This is a genomic window from Nonomuraea sp. NPDC004354 (assembly GCF_053602555.1).
In genome coordinates this window covers 658,738-681,599 of the sequence record NZ_JBSGDV010000001.1, presented here as the reverse complement: position 1 = coordinate 681,599, position 22,862 = coordinate 658,738, and the positions used below count along the sequence as shown (strand labels likewise).

Here is a 22,862-nt window from a genome sequence, read left to right as displayed (position 1 = left end):
TGCTCTCATCCGCAGCGATCGTGCGGTGACCGGTCGCCGGGCTCATGATCCGACGATTTCAGTTCAGTTACGTTATTTCACAGGTCGGCTTGCTGTACAGGGTTATTCGGAAGAAAGCCCGCGCATCACAACGGCGTCTGCGCCTCTTGGAGCAGCTCGGCCCCGTCCGTCCCTTTCGGCCCCCGCAGGTGACATCACTCGCAGCAGCCATCTCGATACCCGCGCCATCAGTGTCGGTAAGGCTTGACTTATGGTAGCAATCCAAACGTTCAAGGACCACCGTGGTTTTGCCCGAAAATGTGAGAATCGCGCGGGGAATCCCCGCGCGATTCTCGCAGCTCAGACCCGTTCGACGGGCTTGCCGACCTCCACCAGTTCGTGCAGGAGGCTCGACGGCACGCGAGCGTGGAGGACGGTGCCGTCGCCCACGTGCTCGACGGAGATCACCTCACCCTCCGTGTGCGCGCGGGAGATCAGGTCCCCCCTGCCGTACGGCACGAGCAGGAACACCTCGTGGTCGAGCACCGGCAGCTGACTCTCGATCATGGCCGTCAGCTCGCCGATCCCCTCGCCCGTGCGGGCGGAGACGACGACGCTGTTGCGCTCGGCCCTGACCAGCCTGTCGAGCACGTCCTGGTCGGCGGCGTCGGCCTTGTTGATCACCACGATCTCGGGCACGTCGAGCGCGCCGTCGATCTCGGAGAAGACCTGGCGGACCGCGCTGAGCTGGCCCTCCGGGTCGGGGTGCGAGCCGTCGACGACGTGGAGGATCAGGTCGGCGTCGGCGACCTCCTCCAGCGTGGAGCGGAACGCCTCGACCAGCTGGGTCGGCAGCAGCCGGACGAACCCGACGGTGTCGGCGATCGTGAACAGCCTGCCCTCCGGCGTGCGCGCCCTGCGCACGGTCGGGTCGAGGGTGGCGAACAGCGCGTCCTCGACCAGCACGCCCGCGCCGGTGACGCGGTTGAGCAGCGAGGACTTGCCCGCGTTGGTGTAGCCGGCGATGGCGACGGCCGGGACCTCGCGGCCCGAGCGGTGCGCGCGCATGGTCTCGCGCGCGGTGGACATGCCGGCGATCTGGCGGCGGAGCTTGGCCATGCGCTCGCGGATGCGGCGCCGGTCCAGCTCGATCTTGGTCTCACCGGGACCGCGACCGCCGATGCCCACGCCGCCGGCGGCGCGACCGCCGACCTGCCTGGACAGGTTGCCGCCCCAGCCGCGCAGGCGCGGCAGCAGGTACTGCAGCTGGGCCAGCTCGACCTGGGCCTTGCCCTCGCGGCTCTTGGCGTGCTGGGCGAAGATGTCGAGGATCAGCGCCGTGCGGTCGATGACCTTGACCTTCACCACTTCCTCGAGCTGGCGGAGCTGGCCGGGGCTCAGCTCGCCGTCGCAGATCACGGTGTCGGCGCCGGTCGCCTCGACCACGTCGCGCAGCTCGAGCGCCTTGCCCGAGCCGATGTAGGTGGCCGGATCGGGGCTCTGCCGCCGCTGGATGAGGCCCTCGAGGACCTCCGAGCCGGCGGTCTCGGCCAGGAGCTTGAGCTCCAGGAGCGAGTTGTCCGCCTCGGCCGCCGTGCCTGAGGTCCACACGCCCACGAGGACGACCCGCTCCAGCCGTAGCTGGCGGTACTCGACCTCGGTGACGTCCTGGAGTTCGGTGGACAGGCCCGCCACACGGCGGAGCGCATGGCGCTCTTCCAGATCCAGCTCGCCGATCTCGACGTCGTCGGTGGCGAAGGTGGCGGCGGAGTCACGCGTGTAGCGAGTACGGGAGTCGTTGTGCATTCGTGTCATCTCTAGGAGGCAACGTTCGGATGTCTCAGAATCATCCCCGACGGCCGGCCGGTCAGTCACCTGGTTAATCAACGAGGCAGGCCGACGTCGACGAGACTGCGGAACCGGTCAACGAGGCAGGACGCGCGCGTCGCCCGAGCCCGTGCGGACGCTGACCTTGCGCGGCGAGTTCGAGTCGTCGGTCACCTTCACCTGGGCGTCGCCGGAACCGACCTCGGTGACGACGTCGTAGGGGACGTTGGGCAGGTAGAGCGTGACGTCGCCGGAGCCGGCCTGCGCCTCGACGCTGTCGGGCGGGTTGGTGAACCTCAGTTCGACGCCGCCCGAGCCGGTCTCCGCGAGGACGCGCTTGCCGCCGAGGTTGTTGGCGTCGATCGTGCCCGAGCCCGCCTTGGCCTCGACCTCGCCCGTCAGGGAACGCATCGTGACGTCGCCCGACCCGGCCTCGGCCGCGATCCGCAGGCCCTTCGGCACCTCGATCGTGTAGTCCACCCAGCAGCTGTCGCCGCGCGCGCAGTCGTAGCGCAGTTCAAGGGTGTCGCCCTTCACCTCGTGCGTGGTCTCGGGCTCGTGGTCTCGCCAGTGCTGCTTCTCGGTGACCTTGATCCCGGTCCTGCCGGTCTCGTTGATCACGATGTCGCCGGCGCCGCTCATCACGTCCAGAACCGCGACCTTGTCTTTCACCTCGTAGGTCTCGGTCTTCTCGTCGGCGGGCCCGCTCATCGCCATGAATCCACTGCCGCAGCCGGTCAACGCGGTCGTGGCCAACACCAGCGCACCCAGGGCCACCAGGCCTTTCGTCCTCATGTCTCCATGCTGCTCCGGCGATGGGAAAGGCAGCATCGGGGATCGCCCTTACCTTGTCCCGGACCAACCCTGTGAAGTAGCGTCACTTCCATAATCCAGAACTTATTTTCCACAATGCGGAAAGAGGCTCCTATGGAGATCACCGGCCCCATGCACGACCGGTTCGAGGAGATCCTCACGCCGGAGGCGCTGGCCTTCGTGGCGGAGCTCCACCGGAGGTTCGACGCGAGGCGCCTGGAGCTCCTCGAGGCGCGGCAGGCCAGGCAGGCCGAGCTGGCGGCCGGCGGCACGCTCGACTTCCTGCCCGAGACCAAGCAGGTCAGGGAGGGCGAGTGGCGGGTCGCGCCGCCCGCCCCCGGCCTGGAGGACCGCAGGGTCGAGATCACCGGGCCGGTCGACCGCAAGATGACCATCAACGCCCTCAACTCCGGCGCCAAGGTGTGGCTGGCCGACTTCGAGGACGCCAACTCCCCGCTCTGGGACAACTGCGTCAGCGGGCAGCTCAACCTGCGCGACGCGCTCGACCGCACGATCGACTTCGAGACCGGCGGCAAGAGCTACGCCCTCAAGCCCGACGCGGAGCTGGCCACGATCGTCGTGCGGCCGCGCGGCTGGCACCTCGACGAGAAGCACGCCCTGGTCGACGGTCAGCAGGTCTCGGCCTCGCTGTTCGACTTCGGCCTGTACTTCTTCCACTGCGCCTCCAGGCAACTGGCCAAGGGCAAGGGGCCGTACTTCTACCTGCCGAAGATGGAGTCACACCTGGAGGCCCGCCTCTGGAACGACGTCTTCGTGCACGCCCAGCGCGCCCTCGGCCTGGACAACGGCACCATCAGGGCGACCGTCCTGATCGAGACCTATCCGGCGGCCTTCGAGATGGAGGAGATCCTCTACGAGCTGCGCGACCACTCCGCCGGACTCAACGCCGGACGCTGGGACTACCTGTTCAGCGTCATCAAGAAGTTCCGCACCAGGGGCCGGGAGTTCCTGCTGCCCGAGCGCAACGCCGTGACGATGACCGCCCCGTTCATGCGCGCCTACACCGAACTGCTCGTGCGCACCTGCCACAAGCGCGGCGCCCACGCCATCGGCGGCATGGCGGCCTTCATCCCCAGCCGCAGGGATCCCGAGGTCAACGCCGTGGCGCTGGACAAGGTCAGGGCCGACAAGACGCGGGAGTCCGGCGACGGCTTCGACGGCTCGTGGGTGGCCCACCCCGACCTGGTGCCGATCTGCCGCGAGGTCTTCACCGCGGTGCTCGGCGACCGCCCCAACCAGCTCGACAGGCTGCGCGAGGACGTCGAGGTCTCGGCCGCCGACCTGCTCAACGTCTCCGCCACCCCGGGCGACATCACCGAGAACGGCCTGCGCAACAACGTCGACGTCGCCCTGCGCTACCTGGCCGCCTGGATGGGCGGGCTCGGCGCGGTCGCGATCCACAACCTCATGGAGGACGCCGCCACCGCGGAGATCTCCCGCTCGCAGATCTGGCAGTGGATCCACAACGGCATCACGCTCGCCGACACCGGGCAGCCGGTGACCAAGGAGCTGGTCGAGCGGATCATCGCGGAGGAGCTCGCCAGGATCGCCGCCGAGCCCGGCTACGACGAGCACCTGTACGGCCAGGCGGAGGCGCTGTTCAAGGAGGTCGCGCTCGACGACGACTTCGCCGAGTTCCTCACTCTCCCCGCTTATGCCCGCATGCCGTAGCTTTCTGCACCGGGGCCGGCGTCGGCGACCGGTCCCGGGGAGGTGACCATGATCTCGACCGCGCTCACCGAGGACCTGCGCGCGCTGCTGCCCGCGGACTCGGTGATCACCGACCCGGTGCGGCTGCGCACCTACGAGTGCGACGGCCTCACCTATCACCGGGCCATGCCCGGCGTCGTCGTCCTGCCGGAGAGCGCCGAGCAGATCGCGGCGGTGGTCAGGCTGTGCAACGAGCACGGCGTGCCGTTCGTGGCGCGCGGCTCGGGCACCGGCCTGTCCGGCGGCGCGCTCCCCCGCACCGACGGCGTGCTGATCGTCACCTCGAGGATGCGCGGCGTCCTCGAGATCGACCTGCCCAACCGCCGGGCGGTCGTGGAGCCGGGCGTGACGAACCTGGCGATCACGGAGGCGGTCCGCGACCAGGGCTACTACTACGCGCCCGACCCCTCCAGCCAGCAGATCTGCTCGATCGGCGGCAACGTGGCGGAGAACTCCGGCGGCGCGCACTGCCTGAAGTACGGCTTCACCGTCAACCACGTCGAGGCCTGCGAGATCGTCACGCCCGACGGCGACATCGTGGTGCTGGACCGCCGCGACCCCGGCTACGACCTGCTCGGCGCGTTCATCGGCTCGGAGGGCACGCTGGGGATCACGACCAAGGTCACCGTACGGCTCAGCCGCGCCCCCGAGACCGTGACCACGGTGCTGGCCGCCTTCGACGGCATCGAGCGCGGCGGGGAGGCGGTCTCGGCGATCATCGCGGCGGGCATCGTGCCGGCCGCGATCGAGATGATGGACGCGCTGGCCATCGCCGCCGCCGAGGCCGCCGTGGCCTGCCGCTACCCGGAGGGCGCGGGCGCGGTGCTGATCGTGGAGCTGGACGGGCCGCGGGTGGAGGTCGACAGGCAGTTCGAACAGCTGGAGAAGATCTGTTCGGGCGCCTTCGAGCTGCGGGTGGCCGCGGGGCCCGAGGAGCGGGCGGCCATCTGGAAGGGCCGCCGGTCGGCGTTCGCCGCCGTCGGGCGCATCAGCCCCGCCTACATCGTGCAGGACGGGGTGGTGCCGCGCACGGCGCTGCCCGAGGTGCTGGCCGGCATCGACAGGCTCTCCCGCGAGCACGGCATCAAGGTCGCCAACGTCTTCCACGCCGGAGACGGCAACCTGCACCCGCTGGTGCTGTTCGACGACGCCGAGCCCGGGGCGGGCGAGCGGGCCGAGATCGTCTCGGGCCGGATCCTCGACCTGTGCATCGAGCACGGCGGCTCGATCACCGGCGAGCACGGCGTCGGCGTCGACAAGGCCAGGTACATGCCGCGGATGTTCTCGCCGGAGGATCTCGACACCATGCAGCTGGTCAGGTGCGCCTTCGACCCGCGCGGGCTGTCGAACCCGGGCAAGGTGTTCCCCACGCCGCGCCTGTGCGGGGAGGTGCCGGGCGTGCGCAAGGGCGTGCACCCGCTGGTCGAGTCGGGAAAGGCGGAGCAGTGGTGATGCCGAGCGGGGTCACCGTCAGGCAGGCGGACCCCGGCGACGAGGTGGCGGGCGTACGCCCGCGCTGGGTCGCGCTGCCCGAGACGACCGAGGAGGTCGCCGCCGTCCTGAAGGCGGCCGCCGCGGACGACCTCGCGGTCGTGCCCGTCGGCGGGGGCTCCAAGCTGCACTGGGGGCCGCCGCCCGAGCGGTGCGACGTGCTGCTCGACACCTGCTGCCTCAACCGGGTGGTCGAGCACGCCTCCGGCGACCTGGTGGCGAAGGCGCAGGCGGGCGTCACCATGGACGCGCTCGCCGACGTCCTCGCCGCGCGGGGTCAGGAGCTGGCGCTCGACGTCCCGGTGGCGGGCGCCACCGTGGGCGGCACCCTCGCCACCGCGACGGCCGGGCCCCGCGCCTTCCGGTACGGCACCGCCCGCGACCTGCTCATCGGCATCACCGTCGTGCTGGCCGACGGCACCGTCGCCCACTCGGGCGGCAAGGTGGTAAAGAACGTCGCCGGCTACGACCTCGGCAAGCTCTTCACCGGCTCCTACGGCACGCTCGGCGTGATCGCCGAGGCGACCTTCCGGCTCCACCCGGTCGCCGCCGAGCGGCGCTGGGTCCGCTTCCCCGCCCCGCGGGCCGGACAGGGCGCCGATCTCCTGCGGGCCCTGGCCGCCGCCCAGGCCGAGCCGGCGGCCATCGAGGTCGACCGGGCGGGCGACGAGGCGGCGGCCGAGCTGGCGGTCCTGGTGGAGGGCACCGCGGCCGAGCCCCGCGCGCGGGCCGTCGCGGCCCTGGTCGACGGCGCGACCTCCGGCGGCACGGCCGTGGTCGAGGACCGCGCCCCGTCGTGGTGGGGGGCGCTGCCCGACGACGAGGTGCTGCTGGAAGTGCGTTTCCCGGCCTCGCGCGCCGACGAGGTGCTGAGCGCGACGCTCGGTCTCGGCGCGACGGCCCGCGGCTCGCTGGCCTCGGGAGCCCTGTGGCTCGGTGGCGGCGAGCGGCTGGCCGCGGCCGTGGCGGCGCTGCGGGAGCGGCTGGGGACGTGCGGCGGCAGGGTCACGGTGCTGGCCGCGCCGCCGTACCAGGGCCAGGACCTGGACCGGTGGGGTGAGATCAGCGCGCTGCCGCTGATGCGCCGCGTGAAGGAACGTTTCGATCCCGGGCGCAGGATGTCTCCCGGCAGGTTCGTGGGAGGGATCTGAGCGGATGGACCCCGAGCTGATCAAGGATTGCGTGCACTGCGGGTTCTGCCTGCCGACGTGCCCGACCTACGTGCTGTGGGGCGAGGAGATGGACTCGCCCCGCGGCCGGATCCACCTGATGGGCCAGCACGTCGAGGGCACCGCCCTCACCCCGGCCATGGCGGGACACTTCGACGCCTGCCTGGGCTGCATGGCGTGCGTGACCGCGTGCCCCTCCGGCGTCCAGTACGACAGGCTGATCGAGCAGACGCGCGCCGTGGTGGAGCGCGAGCACGTGCGCGACCCGCAGGAGCGGGCGGTGCGCGGGCTGGTGTTCGGCCTGTTCCCCTACCCCCGCAGGCTGCGCGCGCTGCGGCCGACGCTCGGCCTCGCCAGGCGGCTGCAGCCGCTGCTGGACAGGGCGCATCCGAGCCTGGGCGCGATGGTCGCCCTCACGCCGCCGCCGGTCAGGCGGCAGCGGCTGCCGCGCCGCGTCACGGCCGCCGGGCCGCGCAGGGCGGTGGTCGGGATGCTGACCGGCTGCGTGCAGGGCGAGTTCTTCCCCCAGGTCAACGCGGCCACCGCGCGGGTGCTGGCGCTGGAGGGGTGCGACGTGGTGATCCCGCCGCGCCAGGGGTGCTGCGGCGCGCTGAGCGTGCACTCCGGGCGCCCGGACCAGGCCAGGCGCTTCGCCAGGCGGACGATCAGGATGTTCGAGCGGGCCGGGGTGGACACGGTGGTGGTGAACGCGGCGGGCTGCGGCTCGTCGATGAAGGAGTACGCGGAGCTGCTCGGCGACCGGCCGGAGTGGGCCGCCCGGGCACGCGCGATCAGGACGGTCGACCTGGCCGAATGGCTGGCCGAGCTCGGGCCGGTGGCCGAGCGGCATCCGCTGCCGGTGACCGTGGCCTACCACGACGCCTGCCACCTGGCGCACGCCCAGGGGATCAGGAGGCAGCCGCGGGAACTGCTGCGCGGCATCCCCGAACTGTCGCTGCGGGAGATCCCCGAGTCGGACCTGTGCTGCGGGTCGGCGGGGACCTACAACATCTTCCAACCCGCGGCGGCGCGCGACCTCGGCGACAGGAAGGCGGCCCGGGTGCGCTCGACGGGAGCCGAGCTGCTGGTGTCGGCCAACCCGGGCTGCACGATGCAGATCGCGGCGGCGATGCGGCGGCGCGGCGAGCAGATCAGGGTGGCGCACACGGCCGAGGTGCTGGACGCCTCCCTTCGCGGCGTGTCGCCCTCGGTCCTCGGCGCTCCCGCGGGGAGGCGCGCGTGAGCGTGCAGTCGGTCGACCGGGCGCTGGACGTCCTGGAGGCGCTGGCCGCGCACGGCGGCGAAGCGGGCCTGTCGGAGATCGCCGCCCGCACCGGCCTGCCGTACGGGACGATCCACCGGTTGCTGCAGACGCTGCTGGTCCGCGGGTACGTGCGGCAGGAGTCGGACCGCAGGTACGCGCTGGGCGGCGCGCTGGTACGGCTGGGCGGGGTGGCCGAGCGCATGGTGGGGGTGTGGGCGCAGCCGTACCTGACCAAGATGGTCGAGCTGTCGGGCGAGACCGCCAACCTCGCCGTCCTGGAGGGCGACTTCATCGTCTACGTCGCGCAGGTCCCCTCCCCGCGCCGGCTGCGCATGTTCGCCGAAGTGGGTAGGCGGGTGCTGCCGCACAGCACGGCCGTGGGCAAGGTGCTGCTGGCCGACCGCCCGGACGGCGAGGCCATGGCCGTCTTCGAGCGGACCGGCATGCCCAGGCGCACGGCGAACACCATCACCGACGCCGGGGCGATGCGCGCCGAGCTCGCCACGGTCAGGGACCGGGGCTACGCCATGGACCTCGGGGAGGAGGAGCTCGGCGTGCACTGCCTGGCGGTGCCGGTGAACGACGGGGCCCGCGTGGTGGCCGCCATGTCGGTCTCGGGCCCCGCCGAGCGCATCGAGGCCCTCGACCGCGACGAACTGGCCGAGGGCATGCGGAAGATCGCCCTCGACTTCGGCCGCGAGCTGGGCTCCTCCAACGGCTGGTGAGGTCCCTCCTCAGCGCTTCGGCGTGATGTTGATCGTGCCGTTCTGCGGCACGGGCACCACGTCGACCTTGCCGTCCTGGATGGCCTTCCACAGGATCGCGCCGTTCGGCCCGAGCACCCTGACCAGGTCCTGGATCGACTCCAGCTCGGTCTTCACCTTGGCGTTGATCTGCTGCTGGGCCAGATTCTGCTGCTTGGCGGCCTGCTCGGCGGCCAGGGCGTTGATGAGGGTGTCCGGCGGCTGCGGCTTCTGGATGGTCAGCACCACGTCACCGCAGTCGCCGGCACCCGCGTAGTTGGGCTGGCAGAAGTACTCCGCGCCCGCGGTCTCCTTGATGAACTGCCGGGCCAGCTGGCCGACCCGCTGCTCCCACTGCTGCTTGACCGTGGGGTCGTTGAACAGCTTCTTCCACTCGAACTCCTGCGAGGCGGCGTCCATCGCCCGGTCGAGCGGCTGCTTGAAGTAGAAGTTGAGCATCTTGGTCCAGCCGCGCGACTCCCCGTCGTCGAAGTAGGCGCCGAACTTGCGGCCGATCTTCTCGTGGAACTGCTGGAGGACCTTGCAGTCGGTGTTGAGCGTGAAGGTCGCCGAGCCCGAGACCTTCATCTCGACGTTGTCCTTCGACACGATGCTGATCCCGCCGGACTCCGCCTCGTCCGATCCGGAGAAGTCGAAGGTCCGCTGGCCGAAGGGGTAGTGGTAGTCGGTGTCACCAGGGCCGAGCCAGGTGGCGCCGCTGGAGGGGTTGATGCAGCGCTCGAACTTGATCGCCTCGAAGGTGCCGCCCGCGTAGTGGAGCACGACCTCGTCGGGTTCGGTGCTGACACGGGAGAAGCCGGTGGCGACGACGATCAGGGCGACGAGCGCCGCGCCCACTGCCGCGATTAACAGTCCCTTTCTCACGCGGCGAGATACTAGCGGGCCGTGCTCACGATCCGGCCCCGAGAACGTCGGTCGGGGAAGGTAGCGTGCGAGTCATGTGTAGAAGCATCAAGACGCTGCGCCCGCCGTACACGGAGGACGTCACCGAGGAGGACGTGCGCGCCGCCGCGCTGCAGTACGTCAGGAAGATCTCCGGCTTCCGCGCGCCCGCCGCCCACAACGCCGCTGCCTTCGAGGCCGCCGTCGAGGCCGTCACCAAGGCCTCCGAGGAGCTGCTGGCGAGCCTGCGGGTGCGCGGCGCCCATTGACAGCCGCACCGGGCGGGGGAATGTTCCTCGTATGCCCCCCATCAGCGGCCTGTATCGCGGCCACGACCGCGAGTCCCAGCTCGACCTGAGGGTCGACGTCGACGGAGCGCGACCGACGGGACGGCTCAGCGGTGACCTGTTCACCACGACCGGCGCGACGACCGCCTACCAGGGCTCGTTCGTCGTGCACTCCACCACCCGGCAGGGTGACAGGATCGAGGGGCAGGGCGCCTTCACCTTCACCGCTCCCGACCGGCACGTGACGGTCACCGTCACCGCCGAGGCGGCCACCGCGACGGTCGCGGGCAGGACCTACCCGCTCGAGCGTGTCTCGCCGTACTTCAGGAGCGTGCTGCTGGAGCAGGACTCGGTGGCGGGGGCGGTGCCGTTCGTGTCCTACGACACGGGCTCGCTGCCGACCCCCTCGGGCCGGCGGGTGCTGACCGTGGCGGAGGCGTACGCCGAGGCGGGCGTGGAGCTGCGCGTCGCCGAGCCGGGCGTCATCCCCGTGGACGGCGCCGGCGAGGATCTGGCGTGGGACGACGCCGAGCTGCACAACGCGATGACCCGGCAGTTCGCCTCGTTCGGCGACGAGGCCGCCTGGCGGGTGTGGTTACTGGTGGCGAGCAGGCACGTCGGCGGCTTCCGCGGCATCATGTTCGACTACAACGACGCCTGCCAGCGCCAGGGCGCGGCCGTCTTCTACGACGCGATCAAGGGCGACTCGCCGCAGGCGCAGCGCGCCCAGCTGCGCACCTACGTGCACGAGCTCGGCCATGCCTTCAACCTGCTGCACTCCTGGCAGAAGAACCTGGCCCGCCCGCCCCAGCCGCTCGGCCCGCACGGCGGCTTCGGCGACCTGTCGTGGATGAACTACGTGCAGAACTACGTGCCCGGCGGCGAGCGCGCCTACTGGCAGGCCTTCCCGTTCCAGTTCACCGACGCCGAGCTGATCCACCTGCGCCACGGCTTCTTCCGCGACGTGGCCATGGGCGCCAACGCGTTCGGCACGGGCGCCGCCGAGATCGACCCGTTCGAGCAGCCGGTGGCCGACCGCTCGGGGTTGCGGCTGGAGGTGCGGGCGAAGGAGTCCTTCGGCTTCGGCGAGCCGGTCGTCGTCGAGCTCAAGCTGTCGGCCACGGACGCGCCGCGCACCACGCACGGCCACCTGCATCCCGACACCGAGTTCACCCAGATCTCCATCACGCAGCCGTCGGGCAGGACGGTCCTGTACCACCCGATGATGCGCCACTGCGTGGATGACTCACCTCAGATCCGGCTGGACGCCGGCAACCCGGCGATGTACCGCAGCGCCTACATCGGCCACGGCCGCGACGGGCACTACTTCCAGCAGCCCGGCGACTACCAGGTGCGCGGGCAGTACATCGGCGCCGACGGCTCGCGCATCGTCTCGGCCGCCTGCCTGGTGCGGGTGCGGCATCCGGTCACGACCGACGACCACCAGGTGGGCGAGCTGATGCTGGGCGAGGAGCAGGGCAAGCTGTTCTCGCTGCTCGGCTCCGACTCCCCCGCGCTGCGCTCGGGCAACCAGGCGCTGGAGGAGGTCATCGACAGGTACGGCGACCACCCGCTGGCCGTCTACGCCCGGATGGTCAAGGGCCTGAACGCCGAACGCGAGTTCAAGGACGTCGGCGCGGACAAGAAGCTGCACGTGCGCCCGCCCGACACGGCCGAGAGCATCGCGTTGCTCGGCGCGGTGACCAGGGAGGCGACGATCGACAACATCACCCTCAACATGGTGACGCGCCGCCTGGCCCGCGCCGTGGCACGCAGGGGCGACCTCGATCGGGCGTTCGGGCTGATGGACGACATGGTGTCCAGGTTCGCGGTGAAGGGCGTCAACCCCGTCGTGCTGGGCCAGATCAGGCAGCAGGCGAGGCTGACCAAGCAGGCCCTCAGCGCCGAGACGGCATGACGGTCCGGCCCCGCCCGGCACGTCAGGTCCCAGCCGGCCCGGCACGTCAGGTCCCAGCCGGCCCGGCACGTCAGGTCCCAGCCGGCCCGGCACGTCAGGTTCGGCCCCGCCCGGCGGTCAGCAGGCGGACAGGATGTCCTTCATCGCGGCCTTCTCCGCCGCGGTCGCCCACAGCGCGTACTTCGTCTTGACCTGGATCTGCCGGACGATGTACGCGCACCGGTAGGCCTTGCGCGGCGGCAGCCACGTCGCCGCGTCGGCGTCGCTCTTCTGGCCGTTGAGCGGACCGTCGACGGCCAGCAGGTTCAGCGGGTCGTTGGCGAACTCCTTGCGCTTGTCCTTCGACCACTGCTGCGCGCCCTTCTGCCAGGCGTCCGACAGCGGGATCAGGTGGTCGATCTGCACCTCGGAGCTGGTGTCCTGGCCGCGCCTGAACGTGATCTTCTTGCCCGAGTAGGGGTCGTCGAGGACGCCCGTCAGCACGATGCAGTCGTGCGTGCCCGGCTTGAACGTCTCCTCGCGCAGGTCCCGCTTGAGGATGTCGTTGCGGGTGTCGCACCCGTTGTGGTCGACGTCCGCCCACGCGGGACCGAACTTCTCCCGCTCGAATCCGGTCTTCGGCGCCCGTCCCTTGACCTCGAGCTTGTCGAGGTCCTTGCGCGCCTGGGCGACGTCGCCCGAGGCGGCCTTCTGGGGTTCGGTGTCGACGTCGGCCAACGTGCCGCACCCCGTCACCATCGCCGTCGAGGCCAGCACAACCGCCAACATCCGCTTCATTCGTAAAATTCTAGGATTAAAGCGGTCAAGACCTCGACTATCTGGTCAGCCAGGTATCAAACGCAGGGAGATCCCCGACGCGACTCCTCAGCGGACATGCTGCAGCACCTCCGGCACCGGGCAGCCGAGCAAGGCATCGCCACCACCGCGTTTCACCAGCGCATGGAGGCCCTGAACCTGCCCCGCCGCCGGCCTGACCGTGACCGCGGTCACCGATCCGCACGGCGAGCCGACCCCCGCCGACGCCACCGACCTGCACGTCCGGCTCCAAGCCGCCCCCTGACCACTCCGCCCCGGCGCATGATCAGTTGAGCAGGGCCGAGGGCCGATCGGGCTGGGCGGGCAGTCCCGGCTCGGTCAGGTGATGAGCAGACCCCCGTCGACCGGCAGCACCACGCCGGTGACGTAGGAGGCGGCGTCGCTGGCCAGGAAGACGGCCGCGGCGACCAGCTCGGCGGCCTCGCCCACCCGCTTCATCGGCACGCGCGCCTCCAGCATCGCCTCCACGTAGCCGGGCGGGTACGCCTCGGTCATCTCCGAGTGGAAGAAGCCGGGCTCCAGGCAGTTGACCCTGATGCCCTTGCGGCCCGTCCACTGCTGGGCCAGGTCGCGGGTCAGCCCGACGACCGCCGCCTTCGAGGCGCTGTAGGCGGCCTGCGGCAGGCCCGCGGTCGTCTCGCCGAGGATGCTGCCGACATTGATGATCGACGAGCCGGGACGCATGACCCGGCCACAGGCCTGCGCCATCCAGTAGGTGCCGTGCAGGTTGATGTCGACGACCTGGCGGAACTGCTCGGGCGTCTCCCGCGTGGCGGGCACCGCCGTACCGATGCCGGCGTTGTTGATCAGGACGTCGACGGCGCCGAACGCGGACATGGCGGCCGCGACCAGCGCGTCGCAGTCGGCGACGACGGTCACGTCGGTCGGTACGGCCACGCACCGCCGCCCGGTCTGCTCGACCAGCCGTCGCGTCTCCTCCAGCCGGTCCTTGCGACGGGCGCCGATCACGATGTCGGCGCCCGCCTCGGCCAGCCCTCGCGCGAAGGCCACGCCCAGCCCCGAGGAGGCACCGGTGACGATCGCGACCTTCCCGCGCAGGCTGAACCTGTCGAGCATCTAGAGTCCGTACTCCTTCACGATCCGCTCGTGGCGCTCCACCTCGACGTCGACCTCCCTGGCCAGGTCGAGCCAGGCCAGCGGGTGGACCCACCGCTCGGTGGCGTCGTCGAGCAGGGCGTCGACCTCGACCGCCGACACGTTGGGCGGCACCGCGACCCAGCCGAACACGCCGGGCAGCTGCTCGCCGGTCGTCGGGTGGGTGACCTGGTAGGTCTCGTCGCTGTAGACCCACATCGGCCAGCCGCGCTCGGCCATGACCTCGGTGAACTCGGCCCAGTCCTCCTCGCTCGGCGCGGCGCCGTCGAAGAAGTAGCTGGTGTAGCCGCCGGGACGGAGCATCCGGACCGCCGCGAACGGCGGCACGAAGTTCTGCTGCTCCTGCGGGTCGTCGGGAACCGGCTCGAGCAGCTGCGGGTCGAAGACGACCAGGTCGCCCGCGTTGTACTCCATGCCGCGCGGCTGCGGCAGGGCGAGCCGCGCGGTGGCCGGACCGGTGCGGATGGACAGCACCTGGCGCTGGCCGCCGTCGGGCGCCGGCAGGATGATCCTGACCAGGCCCAGCTCCTCCTCGATCGGGCCCTCGGCCGACTTGACCGGCATGCCGATCTTCTTGGCGCCGACGCGGACGGTCTCCCAGTCTTCGGCCGAGGTCGCCATGACGATCATGCGCCAGACGTCCTCGTCGGTGATGTCGTCGGTGTCGAGAGCCTCGCGCAGCACCTGGGCGCCCTTGGCGTCCTGGTCGAGCTGCTGGCTGGCGCCCGCCAGCGCGCGCCGCGCCTCGATGCCGGCACCCGCGGCCAGCGCCTGCTCGGCCTCGGCGACGGCCGGCTCCCACCGCTCGCGGGCGATGTGGAGCCTGGCGAGCGCGAGGTGCTTGAGCTTGCCCGGCAGCAGCTCGGCCATCTGCTCCAGCCGCTCGTCCTGGCGGGCCTCGACGAGCAGGTTGGTCAGGAAGTCGACGTCCTGCGGGTCGGCGGTGGCCGCCCCGCCGGTGTCGACGAGCATCTTCCAGTAGATGTCGGCGCCGGTGGCGGGGTAGCCCAGGAAGCCGAGCGTGGTGGTGTGCCGGCGAGTGGCCTCGATGTCGGTGCCGGACAGCGGGGCCAGCCAGCCGACCCACTCCTCGGGGTTGGCGTTGATGCCGTCGGCGGCGTCGAAGTAGGCGACGCGCTCCTCCAGCGGGCTCGTGGCCTCGGGCGGCGTGGTGGCCGCGGCGGCGGCGCGCAGGGCGGCGACCCGCTCGGTCACGTCCTCGGCCGCGCGCAGCTCGGCCGAGGCCTGCTCGGCCAGGTCGGCCAGCAGCTCGGCCTGCCAGACGCCCTTCCTGTCGACGGCGAGGTCGCCGGCCACCAGGGCCAGCTCGACGCGGGCGCGGTAGCCGCCCATCATGCCGAAGTAGTCGATCCACTGGCGGAGCACGCGCCCGAGCTGCCAGGTGTTGGTGATCTGCGCCGAGCCGGCCAGCTTAGCGACGGCCTGCGCCCACTCGACGAAGTCGCGCGGGTGGTTGCCGACGACGTCGAGGTCGGGCAGCGCGTCGACGGCCTCGGTGGTGCGCCCCAGCGTGGCGAGGATCAGCGCACGGCGCACGCCCTCGCGGTGGGGCTTGGCGACCGGGTCGTCGGGCTTGAAGTCGGCGGCGGACTGGATGGCGGCCAGCGCGTCGTCGGCGCGGCCCGCGGCCAGCAGCGCGCGCGAGCTCTCGGCCCCGAGCTCCCAGCCGGCCTCCCGGCTGACCGCTCCGAGGCGCTGGATGGCGGCCTCGGCGTAGGCGACGGCCTCGTCGGCCCGGCCGGCGTCGGTCAGCGCCGCGACGTACTGCGTGATCAGGCCCGAGTAGGCGGGGTCGGTCGGCTCGACCGCCTCGATGGCCGGGCCGAGGGCGGCCAGGCGCTCGTCGGCGTAGCCGGGGCCGTCGGCGTTGGCGAGGGTGATCGCGTACGCCTCCACGGCCGCGGGAGCCGACGGGCAGTCACGCACGTCTTCGCGCTGGGCGAACGCCCGCAGCGCCTCGGCGTCGTCGATGGCGACCGCGCCCTGGGCCCTGTCGCCGATGCGGCCGACCAGATGCCAGTAACGGGCGTAGAACTCGAGCCACGGCAGGCCGAGGCTCTCCGCCTGCTGCGCGATGGCCGGGGCCATCACGTCGAGCTGCGGGTATCGACCCTCGTAGGCCTGAGCAGGCAGGTCGCCCAGCGCCATGGCGAACGGGGCGTTACCCGCCTCGGAAAGCTGCTGCTGGGTTTCGCCGACCCAGGCCCAGATGTCCACGTCCATGGGCAGCCAGTCTGCCAGGTCAACGGACGTGCCCCAAACGCATCAAGGTGACGAGCTCGTCGCGTTCCGCGTCGGTCAGGACGGCGAAGGCGGGCGCCATCAGCTCGTCCGTCAGCTCCTCCGCCTCCCGCCGCCGGGCGACGACCGGCTCGGCGACCGCGGGGTACGGCTCGGGCCAGGTGATGAAGCGGGCCATGTCCTGGCCGGACGACAGGCCCAGCGGCGTGCCCTCGTGGTCGGTGGCGAGCGCCGCGGTCAGCGGATCGAGCCCCATGGCCAGGACGGCGACGGCGTGCAGGCCGCCGCGCAGTTCCCTGACCACGTGCATGAGCTGGGTGGCCCTGGCGACCGGATCGTCGGGCAGCGGCACCGCCCGCCAGCCCGCGAACAGCGGGGATCCCAGGACGGAGGCGGCGCCGGCGACCTTCTCCAGGAGGTGGGCGATGCGGTCGCAGCCCTCGACCGCGCCGAGCTTGCGGCGGCCCCAGGCGTGGCAGGCGCCGGTGTAGAGCGCGACGGCCTCGTCGACGGGGAGCTTGCGGCCGCCCTCCCAGCTCTCACGCACGTGCTCCGGCGGGAAGAAGACCACGACGGAGGTGACGACGTCCGCGTCGACCTCGCCGAGGACCCCGCACCTACCCCTGAAGTAGAGCTCGCGTGGGCCGAGGCCGGTCCGCGCGCACAGCTCCTTGGCCTCGCGGGAGATCATGAAACCGCCGCCGAGCCTGCCGATGGTGCCCTTCACCGCCGCCGCGGCGCCCTTGGAGTCGACCATGCGGCAAGCATCACCCAACAGAACATCGTTCTGCAAGGGCCCTCCGGGGTGCGGGTCAGATCGTCAGTTCCCCCGACGCGATGATCACGGCGGGCCCGGCCAGGTAGCTGGTGTCCTCGTCGAGCGTGACCGTCAGGATCCCGCCGGGCACCTCGACCGTCCAGGTGCCGGTGCTCTCCCCGGCCAGATGCGCCGCGGCGACCGCCGTGGCGACCGCGCCGGTGCCGCACGAGCGGGTCTCGCCCGAGCCGCGCTCGTACACCCGCATCAGCGCCCTGCGCGGGCCCACCGCGTTCAGCAGCTCGATGTTGACGCCGTTGGGGAAGACCGCGGGGTCGAAGGCGGGCTGGTAGGTGAGGTCGAGCTGCACGACCGGGTCGCCGATGGCGCATGCCAGGTGCGGGTTGCCCATGTCGACGTGCAGCCCCTGGTACTCCTGACCGTTCACGACGGTGACGCTCGAGCCCAGCACGACCGGCTTGCCCATGTCGACGGTCACATCGCCGTCGGCGGCCAGCCGGACGCGCTTGGTGCCGCCCCTCGTCGCCACGGCGAACTCGCCCGGCTCGGCCAGCCCCGCGTCGACCAGGTAGCGGGCGAAGACGCGCACGCCGTTGCCGCACATCTCGGCGAGGCTGCCGTCGGCGTTGCGGTAGTCCATGAACCATTCGGCGTGGTCGGCCTGGTCGGCGACCTCCGGGCTGAGCTTGGTCCTGACCGCGTGGAGCACGCCGTCCGCGCCGATGCCCGCCCTGCGGTCACACACCGCCGCCACCCTGGCCGGAGGCAGGTCGAGCGCTCCGTCGGGATCGGGGAGGATGACGAAGTCGTTGTCGGTGCCGTGCCCCTTGAGGAATCTCATGCCTCAACCCTATCCAGGGCCTGCTGGAGCAGGTCCGGCGCGTCGAAGGGCAGCCAGACCACCCTCGGGTCGCGGCGGAACCACGACTCCTGGCGCCTGGCGAACCTGCGCGTGGCCCTGACCGTCTCCTCGAAGGCCTGCTCCTCGCTCCACTCGCCGTCCAGGAAGCGCAGCACCTGCGCGTACCCCAGGGCCCTGCCGGCCGTACGGCCCAGCGCCAGGCCGAGCGGGAGCAGCCCGCGCACCTCGTCGACGAGCCCGGCCTCCCACATGCGCCGGACGCGCAGCTCGATGCGCTCGTCGAGCACCGGCCTCGGCACCTCGACGCCGAGCTGGACGCTCGGGTAGACGGCGTCGTAGGACGGCATGGTGGCCGAGAAGGGCCGCCCGGTCAGCTCGATGACCTCCAGGGCGCGCACGATCCGGCGGCCGTTGCTCGGCAGGATGGCCGCGGCCGCGGCGGGGTCCTTCTCCCGCAGCCGCGCGTGCAGCACCCCGGATCCGCGCTCGGCCAGCTCGGCCTCGAGGGCCGCCCTGATGCCGGCGTCCGTGCCGGGGAACTCCAGGTCGTCCAGCGCCGCCCTGACGTACAGGCCCGAGCCGCCCACCAGGATCGGCACGTCGATGCGGTCCATCAGCGGCCGCACCAGCCGCTGGTACTCCGCCACGCTCGCCGTCACCGTGACGTCCCAGATGTCCAGAAGATGATGCGGAACGCCGCGACGCTCGGATTCATCGAGCTTCGCGGTACCGATGTCCATCCCCCGGTACAGCTGCATGGAGTCGGTGTTGATGCACTCCCCGCCCAGCCGGAGCGCCAGATCCACGGCGAGATCGGACTTTCCGGCCGCGGTCGGTCCGACGACGGCGATCACAGGCTGCTTCCCCACACCGACAAGTGTGACAAGCCGCGGGGTGTGGCCGGTCCACCCGCGAGACCGCGCGGACCGCCCGGCTAGAGGTCGAGCAGCGTCGGCTGCAGGTAGCCCTCGTGGGTGAGCAGCCACCGCTTCGTCTCGACGCCCTCCCCGCCGCTGAACCCGCCGAGCCCGTTACCCGCCACCACACGGTGGCACGGCACCACGATCGGGATGGGGTTGGCCCCCATGATCGAACCGATCCCCCGGGCGGGCACCCTCGACTGCGCCCTGCGGGCCAGCTCCCCATAGGTGACGACGGTGCCGTAGGGCACCTGGTGCAGCGCCTGGAGCACCTGGCGCGGCGTCGGGGCGATGAACCGCCAGTCGACCGGCGTCTCGAACACGCGCCGCCGCCCCGCGAAATATTCGGTCAACTCCGACACGATGCCGGCCGTGCGATCCGGGTCGTGAACCTCGACCAGGTCCTTCAGGCGCGGGCGCGAACCCCAGCCGGCCGCGACCAGCCCCACCTCCGTGACGGCCAACGTGAACCTGCCGACGGGCGTCGGGACCTCGGCGTACGCGACCGTGACCGCCTCGGGACTCGGGTGGGAGGTCATCGTGTCCTCTCGCGAACTCGTGGTGCTCAGCTAATAAACACCGTAACCACAACGGATAGAAATTTCTTTCGAGTACCCCCAGACTACGAGCCGGTGATGAAGTGCAGGGCCGGGGAGAACCGGGCAGACTGGAGGAGTGAATCCCCGGTTGCGATACGTCACCCACCGGCCGTACGTCGTGCCTGTCGGTCTCGAGGAACTGGCCGGGCCTACCACCGGCGTGGTCGAGCTGCCCACCCATCTCGACTGGTCGGAGCAGCGCGTCTACAACGTGGATGACGACGCCCAACTGGGCCTGATGTACGAGCGTGTCATCCGGGAGGCGGCTCGGGTCGAGGATCTGCGCGCCTATGTGAACGCTTCGATTCTGATCCACGTCTGGCCGAGGCTCTACCTTCCCGTTCAGGTGAGACAGGCCTGGGAAGCCCGATTCCGTGAACTGGCGCGGGCCGCGTAAGACCATGGACCCCCTCTTGCGGGTGGCTATGCCGTTCAGGCTCACGGATTCCTCACCAGGCGTTCGGAGGACGTGGATCTCTTCACGTCAGCCGGGGGCGACTTCGACACAGCGATCGCGCAGCCGTGGCAGCATACCGAGATGCCGGCATGAAAGCGGAGATCACCCAAGAGAACCCCGGCTTCGCCCGTCTGCACGTCACCGGCCGCCCTTTACGGTAGGGCCGAGGTCCGCGACTTCGTCGATGTGAACGCGGTCCTGTGCAGCGGCCTGTACACCACAAACGACCTCACGCGCCTGGCCTCTGACGCAGATCCGGGCTTTGACAAGGCCATGTTCGCCGCGGCGCTGTCCGCTCTCAGTCGTATACCTGATCTGGCGCTCGCCCATCATGGCCTGACGCCTGACGATATCGCGACACTTCGTGATCGATTCCAGCGCTGGGAGCGGTCTGTCGACTCAGTGGGGCCATGATGCGGCACGAGCTCATTCGTCGGCCCGAAACGCCGACGCCCGCGCCGAACGCCTACTATCGCGCTTGTGTCAGAGCGCGAACTCGTGGTGCTGGGCACCGCCAGCGCGGTGCCTACCAGACACCGTAACCACAACGGCTACCTTCTGCGATGGGACGGCCAGGGCCTGCTGTTCGACCCCGGCGAGGGCACCCAGCGGCAGATGGTGCACGCGGGCCTCAGCGCGCACGACATCCACTGGATCTGCGTCACCCACTTCCACGGCGACCACTGCCTGGGCGTGCCCGGCGTGGTGCAGCGCATCGCCCGCGACAAGGTCAGGCACGAGGTGCGCGCGGTCTTCCCGGCCTCCGGCACCACCTACTGGCGCAGGCTCAGGCACGCCGCCGCCTTCGCCGACACCGACCGGATCACCGAGCATCCCGTCGCGGGCGAGACGGCCGTGGTGGGGCGGCTGACCGCGCGCCGCCTGTCCCACCCCATGGAGTCGTACGGCTACCGCCTGCAGGAGCCGGACGGCCGGCGCATGCTGCCCGAACGGCTCAAGGCGTTCGGCATCAAGGGGCCGGAGATCGGCGAGCTCCAGCGGACCGGCTCGCTACGCGGCGTCAAGCTCGAGGAGTGCAGCGTGCCCCGCCCGGGGCAGTCCGTGGCCTTCGTCATGGACACCCGGCTCTGCGACGCGGTCTTCGAGCTGGCCGAGGGCGTGGACCTGCTGGTGATCGAGTCGACGTTCCTGTCGGCGGAGGCGGCGCTGGCCAAGGAGTACGGTCACCTGACCGCCTTCGACGCCGGGGTGGTCGCCGCCCGCGCGGGCGTCAGGCGGCTGGTGCTGACCCACTTCTCCGAGCGGTACAGCACGGCCGACGAGCCGGCCTTCCTGGAGGAGGTGCGGCGAAGCTACGCCGGCGAGGTGGTGCTGGCCCGCGACTTCACCACCGTCCCCGTGCCCCGGCGACGCTGAGCCCCTCACCACGTCGACGCCTCGGATGCCGCGGCCACCATGAGCGCCAACCGCGCAGGCGGCCCGGTGCTCCGCCGATGATGGACGGCCTACGCCCGGCACCTCCGTCATGCCGACGACGCCGAGCGCAGGCCCCGCCCGGCACCTCCGTCATGCCGACGGCACCGAGCGCAGACCCCAGCCGACACATCCGTCATACCGACGGCACCGAGCGCAGGCCCCGCCCGGCACATCCGTCACGCCGACGGCACCGAGCGCAGGCCCCGCCCGGCACATCCGTCACGCCGACGGCACCGAGCGCAGGCCCCGGCCGGCGCCTTCGTCAGGCCCAGGTGGCCACGAAGTAGCCCACCCCGTAGGGTGCGATGCTCTCCAGCAGCCTCGCCCCCCGGGGTGCGGTGCCCTCCGCCGCGCCCGCCAGCACCTGGAACGCGGCCCTGCCCGCCACCCACAGCCCGGCAGCCTCGTCGCGGTCGAGCGCGGCCAGCGCGCCGGCGTCACCCGCACCCAGCGCCGCCGCGATCGCGTCGTTGTACGGCTGCGCCGCGGGGTCGAGGTAGCCGGGCGCCTTCTCGGTGAGGCAGGCCGAGCCGTCGCCCATGACCAGCAGCGCCGTACGCCCCTCCGCGACGAGCCGCTCCCCCAGGCGCAGGCACTCGCCCGGCTCCGCGTCGAACGCGATCTCGTGGAAAGCCGCCCTCTCCGCCACTTCGTCGCCCAGCAGCCAGCGGCCGATGGTCAGCGACAGCGGCAGGACGGGGTCGCCCTCGCCCACCCTGACGTCGACACCCCAGGGGCGCAGCGTCCCCGCCGGCTGCCCGCCGTACGCCGTGGTGGTCTGGCCGCCGCCCACGACCACCAGCCTGTCGTGCTCGACGGCGAGCGTCGCCTCGACCGCGGCGGCGCAGGCCGCGCGCAGGCCGTCGAGCTCGGGGGCGGCGGCCCCGGCGAGCGCGGGCACGAGCAACGGCGGATGCGGGCACACCGCGGCGGCGACAAGCACCGGACCAGGCTAACCGAGCCGCCGCCACACCCGGATGTCGCGTTGCCATCGACCATGGCAGGCGTCGCACCCGCGCGCAGTCCGCTGGTACAGGCCCCGAGCACGGGCCACCGGCCTGGACCCACGAGCACGGCCCCCCAAACTGGGGCCTGCTGGGATCACCTCACGCGGGCACAACCCCACAGGTGCAGCCGCCTCATAGGCGCGGCCGACGAGCGCGGCCCCACAAGCGCAGCCCTACAAGTACCGCCCGACACATGCGGCCCCACAAGCGCGCAGCCCTACAAGTGCCGCCCCAACATGCGGCCCCACAAGCGCAGCCCTACAAGTGGCGCCCCACACATGCGGCCCCACAAGCGCGCAGCCACAAGTGCCGCCCCACACATGCGGCCCCACAAGCGCGGACCCACAAGTGGCGCCCCACACATGCGGCCCCACAAGCGCGGCCCCACAAGCGCGGCCCTACAGGTGCCGCCCGGCGCATGCGCGGCCCTGCATGCCCCGAACCCACGGGTTCGGCCTGTAGGTACGGCCCGCGGGCACGGAT

Annotated in this window: 20 protein-coding genes; 9 read left to right on the top strand and 11 right to left on the bottom strand. The window is 71.4% G+C overall.

Annotated features, from left to right (window positions below):
• Positions 1-339 precede the first annotated feature (339 nt).
• Both hflX and ACWENQ_RS03190 read right to left on the bottom strand, forming a co-directional pair.
• Positions 340-1,785 carry a GTPase HflX gene (gene hflX, locus ACWENQ_RS03195; protein WP_449917565.1) on the bottom strand — a complete coding sequence of 482 codons (1,446 nt, stop codon included), beginning with the start codon at positions 1,783-1,785 and terminating at the stop codon, positions 340-342.
• Positions 1,786-1,902: 117 nt separating this feature from the next.
• Positions 1,903-2,601 carry a DUF4097 family beta strand repeat-containing protein gene (locus ACWENQ_RS03190; RefSeq protein ID WP_449916764.1) on the bottom strand — a complete coding sequence of 233 codons (699 nt, stop codon included), beginning with the start codon at positions 2,599-2,601 and terminating at the stop codon, positions 1,903-1,905.
• Between the two features lie 132 nt (positions 2,602-2,733).
• Here ACWENQ_RS03190 and aceB point away from each other — a divergent pair, with 132 nt between their 5' ends.
• The 5 genes from aceB to ACWENQ_RS03165 are packed head-to-tail and all read left to right on the top strand — an operon-like array spanning position 2,734 to position 8,999.
• Entirely contained in the window at positions 2,734-4,311 is a 1,578-nt protein-coding gene (gene aceB, locus ACWENQ_RS03185; protein WP_449916766.1) for a malate synthase A, read from the top strand.
• Between the two features lie 48 nt (positions 4,312-4,359).
• Complete coding sequence (locus tag ACWENQ_RS03180) at positions 4,360-5,802, top strand: FAD-binding oxidoreductase (RefSeq protein ID WP_452412746.1); 1,443 nt, start codon at positions 4,360-4,362, stop codon at positions 5,800-5,802.
• Positions 5,802-6,992 (top strand): FAD-binding oxidoreductase, encoded by a 1,191-nt coding sequence (locus ACWENQ_RS03175; protein ID WP_452412745.1) that lies wholly within the window; start codon positions 5,802-5,804, stop codon positions 6,990-6,992. The genes ACWENQ_RS03180 and ACWENQ_RS03175 overlap by 1 nt, the downstream gene beginning before the upstream one ends.
• 4 nt (positions 6,993-6,996) lie before the next feature.
• Positions 6,997-8,253, top strand: coding sequence for a (Fe-S)-binding protein (locus ACWENQ_RS03170; protein WP_452412744.1), 1,257 nt, complete (start codon positions 6,997-6,999; stop codon positions 8,251-8,253).
• 2 nt (positions 8,254-8,255) lie between these two features.
• Positions 8,256-8,999 (top strand): IclR family transcriptional regulator, encoded by a 744-nt coding sequence (locus tag ACWENQ_RS03165; RefSeq protein ID WP_452412984.1) that lies wholly within the window; start codon positions 8,256-8,258, stop codon positions 8,997-8,999.
• Between the two features lie 9 nt (positions 9,000-9,008).
• Here ACWENQ_RS03165 and ACWENQ_RS03160 read toward each other — a convergent pair whose 3' ends face one another.
• Positions 9,009-9,902: an SPFH domain-containing protein gene (locus ACWENQ_RS03160; protein ID WP_354906621.1), complete on the bottom strand. Its 894-nt coding sequence runs from the start codon at positions 9,900-9,902 to the stop codon at positions 9,009-9,011.
• Positions 9,903-9,976: 74 nt separating this feature from the next.
• Here ACWENQ_RS03160 and ACWENQ_RS03155 point away from each other — a divergent pair, with 74 nt between their 5' ends.
• Both ACWENQ_RS03155 and ACWENQ_RS03150 read left to right on the top strand, forming a co-directional pair.
• Positions 9,977-10,189 carry a DUF2277 family protein gene (locus tag ACWENQ_RS03155; protein WP_354906622.1) on the top strand — a complete coding sequence of 71 codons (213 nt, stop codon included), beginning with the start codon at positions 9,977-9,979 and terminating at the stop codon, positions 10,187-10,189.
• 31 nt (positions 10,190-10,220) lie between these two features.
• Positions 10,221-12,125: a hypothetical protein gene (locus ACWENQ_RS03150; RefSeq protein ID WP_452412743.1), complete on the top strand. Its 1,905-nt coding sequence runs from the start codon at positions 10,221-10,223 to the stop codon at positions 12,123-12,125.
• A gap of 117 nt (positions 12,126-12,242) precedes the next feature.
• On the opposite strand, the gene ACWENQ_RS03145 is transcribed toward ACWENQ_RS03150, so the two are convergent.
• From ACWENQ_RS03145 to ACWENQ_RS03115, 7 genes are all read right to left on the bottom strand, one after another.
• Positions 12,243-12,902: an HNH endonuclease family protein gene (locus tag ACWENQ_RS03145; protein WP_449916781.1), complete on the bottom strand. Its 660-nt coding sequence runs from the start codon at positions 12,900-12,902 to the stop codon at positions 12,243-12,245.
• A 357-nt stretch (positions 12,903-13,259) separates the two neighbouring features.
• Positions 13,260-14,018: an SDR family NAD(P)-dependent oxidoreductase gene (locus ACWENQ_RS03140; protein ID WP_452412742.1), complete on the bottom strand. Its 759-nt coding sequence runs from the start codon at positions 14,016-14,018 to the stop codon at positions 13,260-13,262.
• Complete coding sequence (locus ACWENQ_RS03135; protein WP_354906626.1) at positions 14,019-16,301, bottom strand: tetratricopeptide repeat protein; 2,283 nt, start codon at positions 16,299-16,301, stop codon at positions 14,019-14,021.
• Between the two features lie 19 nt (positions 16,302-16,320).
• The gene (locus tag ACWENQ_RS03130) at positions 16,321-17,076 is read right to left on the bottom strand and encodes an SCO6745 family protein (protein ID WP_354906627.1); all 756 of its coding nucleotides are present in this window, start codon (positions 17,074-17,076) and stop codon (positions 16,321-16,323) included.
• A 55-nt stretch (positions 17,077-17,131) separates the two neighbouring features.
• Positions 17,132-17,938: a diaminopimelate epimerase gene (dapF, locus tag ACWENQ_RS03125; protein ID WP_354906628.1), complete on the bottom strand. Its 807-nt coding sequence runs from the start codon at positions 17,936-17,938 to the stop codon at positions 17,132-17,134.
• The gene (miaA, locus tag ACWENQ_RS03120; RefSeq protein WP_449916791.1) at positions 17,935-18,828 is read right to left on the bottom strand and encodes a tRNA (adenosine(37)-N6)-dimethylallyltransferase MiaA; all 894 of its coding nucleotides are present in this window, start codon (positions 18,826-18,828) and stop codon (positions 17,935-17,937) included. The genes dapF and miaA overlap by 4 nt, the downstream gene beginning before the upstream one ends.
• Before the next feature lie 65 nt (positions 18,829-18,893).
• Positions 18,894-19,418 (bottom strand): methylated-DNA--[protein]-cysteine S-methyltransferase, encoded by a 525-nt coding sequence (locus ACWENQ_RS03115; protein ID WP_354906630.1) that lies wholly within the window; start codon positions 19,416-19,418, stop codon positions 18,894-18,896.
• 148 nt (positions 19,419-19,566) lie between these two features.
• On the opposite strand from ACWENQ_RS03115, the gene ACWENQ_RS03110 reads away from it, so the two are divergent.
• Both ACWENQ_RS03110 and ACWENQ_RS03105 read left to right on the top strand, forming a co-directional pair.
• Positions 19,567-19,875, top strand: a complete 309-nt coding sequence (locus tag ACWENQ_RS03110) for a hypothetical protein (RefSeq protein WP_452412741.1) — start codon at positions 19,567-19,569, stop codon at positions 19,873-19,875.
• Between the two features lie 540 nt (positions 19,876-20,415).
• Positions 20,416-21,312: a ribonuclease Z gene (locus ACWENQ_RS03105; RefSeq protein WP_452412740.1), complete on the top strand. Its 897-nt coding sequence runs from the start codon at positions 20,416-20,418 to the stop codon at positions 21,310-21,312.
• Positions 21,313-21,634: 322 nt separating this feature from the next.
• On the opposite strand, the gene ACWENQ_RS03100 is transcribed toward ACWENQ_RS03105, so the two are convergent.
• On the bottom strand, positions 21,635-22,315 hold the full coding sequence (locus ACWENQ_RS03100; RefSeq protein WP_452412739.1) for a hypothetical protein: 681 nt from the start codon (positions 22,313-22,315) through the stop codon (positions 21,635-21,637).
• Positions 22,316-22,862 lie beyond the last annotated feature (547 nt).

Excerpts from the sequence above, each read along its gene's own strand:
- ACWENQ_RS03155 (WP_354906622.1), top strand. The coding sequence starts at position 9,977 with ATGTGTAGAAGCATCAAGACGCTGCGCCCGCCGTACACGGAGGACGTC.
- ACWENQ_RS03115 (WP_354906630.1), bottom strand. The coding sequence starts at position 19,418 with ATGACCTCCCACCCGAGTCCCGAGGCGGTCACGGTCGCGTACGCCGAG.
- ACWENQ_RS03130 (WP_354906627.1), bottom strand. The coding sequence starts at position 17,076 with ATGGTCGACTCCAAGGGCGCCGCGGCGGCGGTGAAGGGCACCATCGGC.
- ACWENQ_RS03145 (WP_449916781.1), bottom strand. The coding sequence starts at position 12,902 with ATGAAGCGGATGTTGGCGGTTGTGCTGGCCTCGACGGCGATGGTGACG.
- ACWENQ_RS03175 (WP_452412745.1), top strand. The coding sequence starts at position 5,802 with ATGCCGAGCGGGGTCACCGTCAGGCAGGCGGACCCCGGCGACGAGGTG.
- aceB (WP_449916766.1), top strand. The coding sequence starts at position 2,734 with ATGGAGATCACCGGCCCCATGCACGACCGGTTCGAGGAGATCCTCACG.
- ACWENQ_RS03180 (WP_452412746.1), top strand. The coding sequence starts at position 4,360 with ATGATCTCGACCGCGCTCACCGAGGACCTGCGCGCGCTGCTGCCCGCG.
- dapF (WP_354906628.1), bottom strand. The coding sequence starts at position 17,938 with ATGAGATTCCTCAAGGGGCACGGCACCGACAACGACTTCGTCATCCTC.
- ACWENQ_RS03150 (WP_452412743.1), top strand. The coding sequence starts at position 10,221 with ATGCCCCCCATCAGCGGCCTGTATCGCGGCCACGACCGCGAGTCCCAG.
- ACWENQ_RS03190 (WP_449916764.1), bottom strand. The coding sequence starts at position 2,601 with ATGAGGACGAAAGGCCTGGTGGCCCTGGGTGCGCTGGTGTTGGCCACG.
- ACWENQ_RS03170 (WP_452412744.1), top strand. The coding sequence starts at position 6,997 with ATGGACCCCGAGCTGATCAAGGATTGCGTGCACTGCGGGTTCTGCCTG.
- ACWENQ_RS03135 (WP_354906626.1), bottom strand. The coding sequence starts at position 16,301 with ATGGACGTGGACATCTGGGCCTGGGTCGGCGAAACCCAGCAGCAGCTT.
- ACWENQ_RS03140 (WP_452412742.1), bottom strand. The coding sequence starts at position 14,018 with ATGCTCGACAGGTTCAGCCTGCGCGGGAAGGTCGCGATCGTCACCGGT.
- hflX (WP_449917565.1), bottom strand. The coding sequence starts at position 1,785 with ATGCACAACGACTCCCGTACTCGCTACACGCGTGACTCCGCCGCCACC.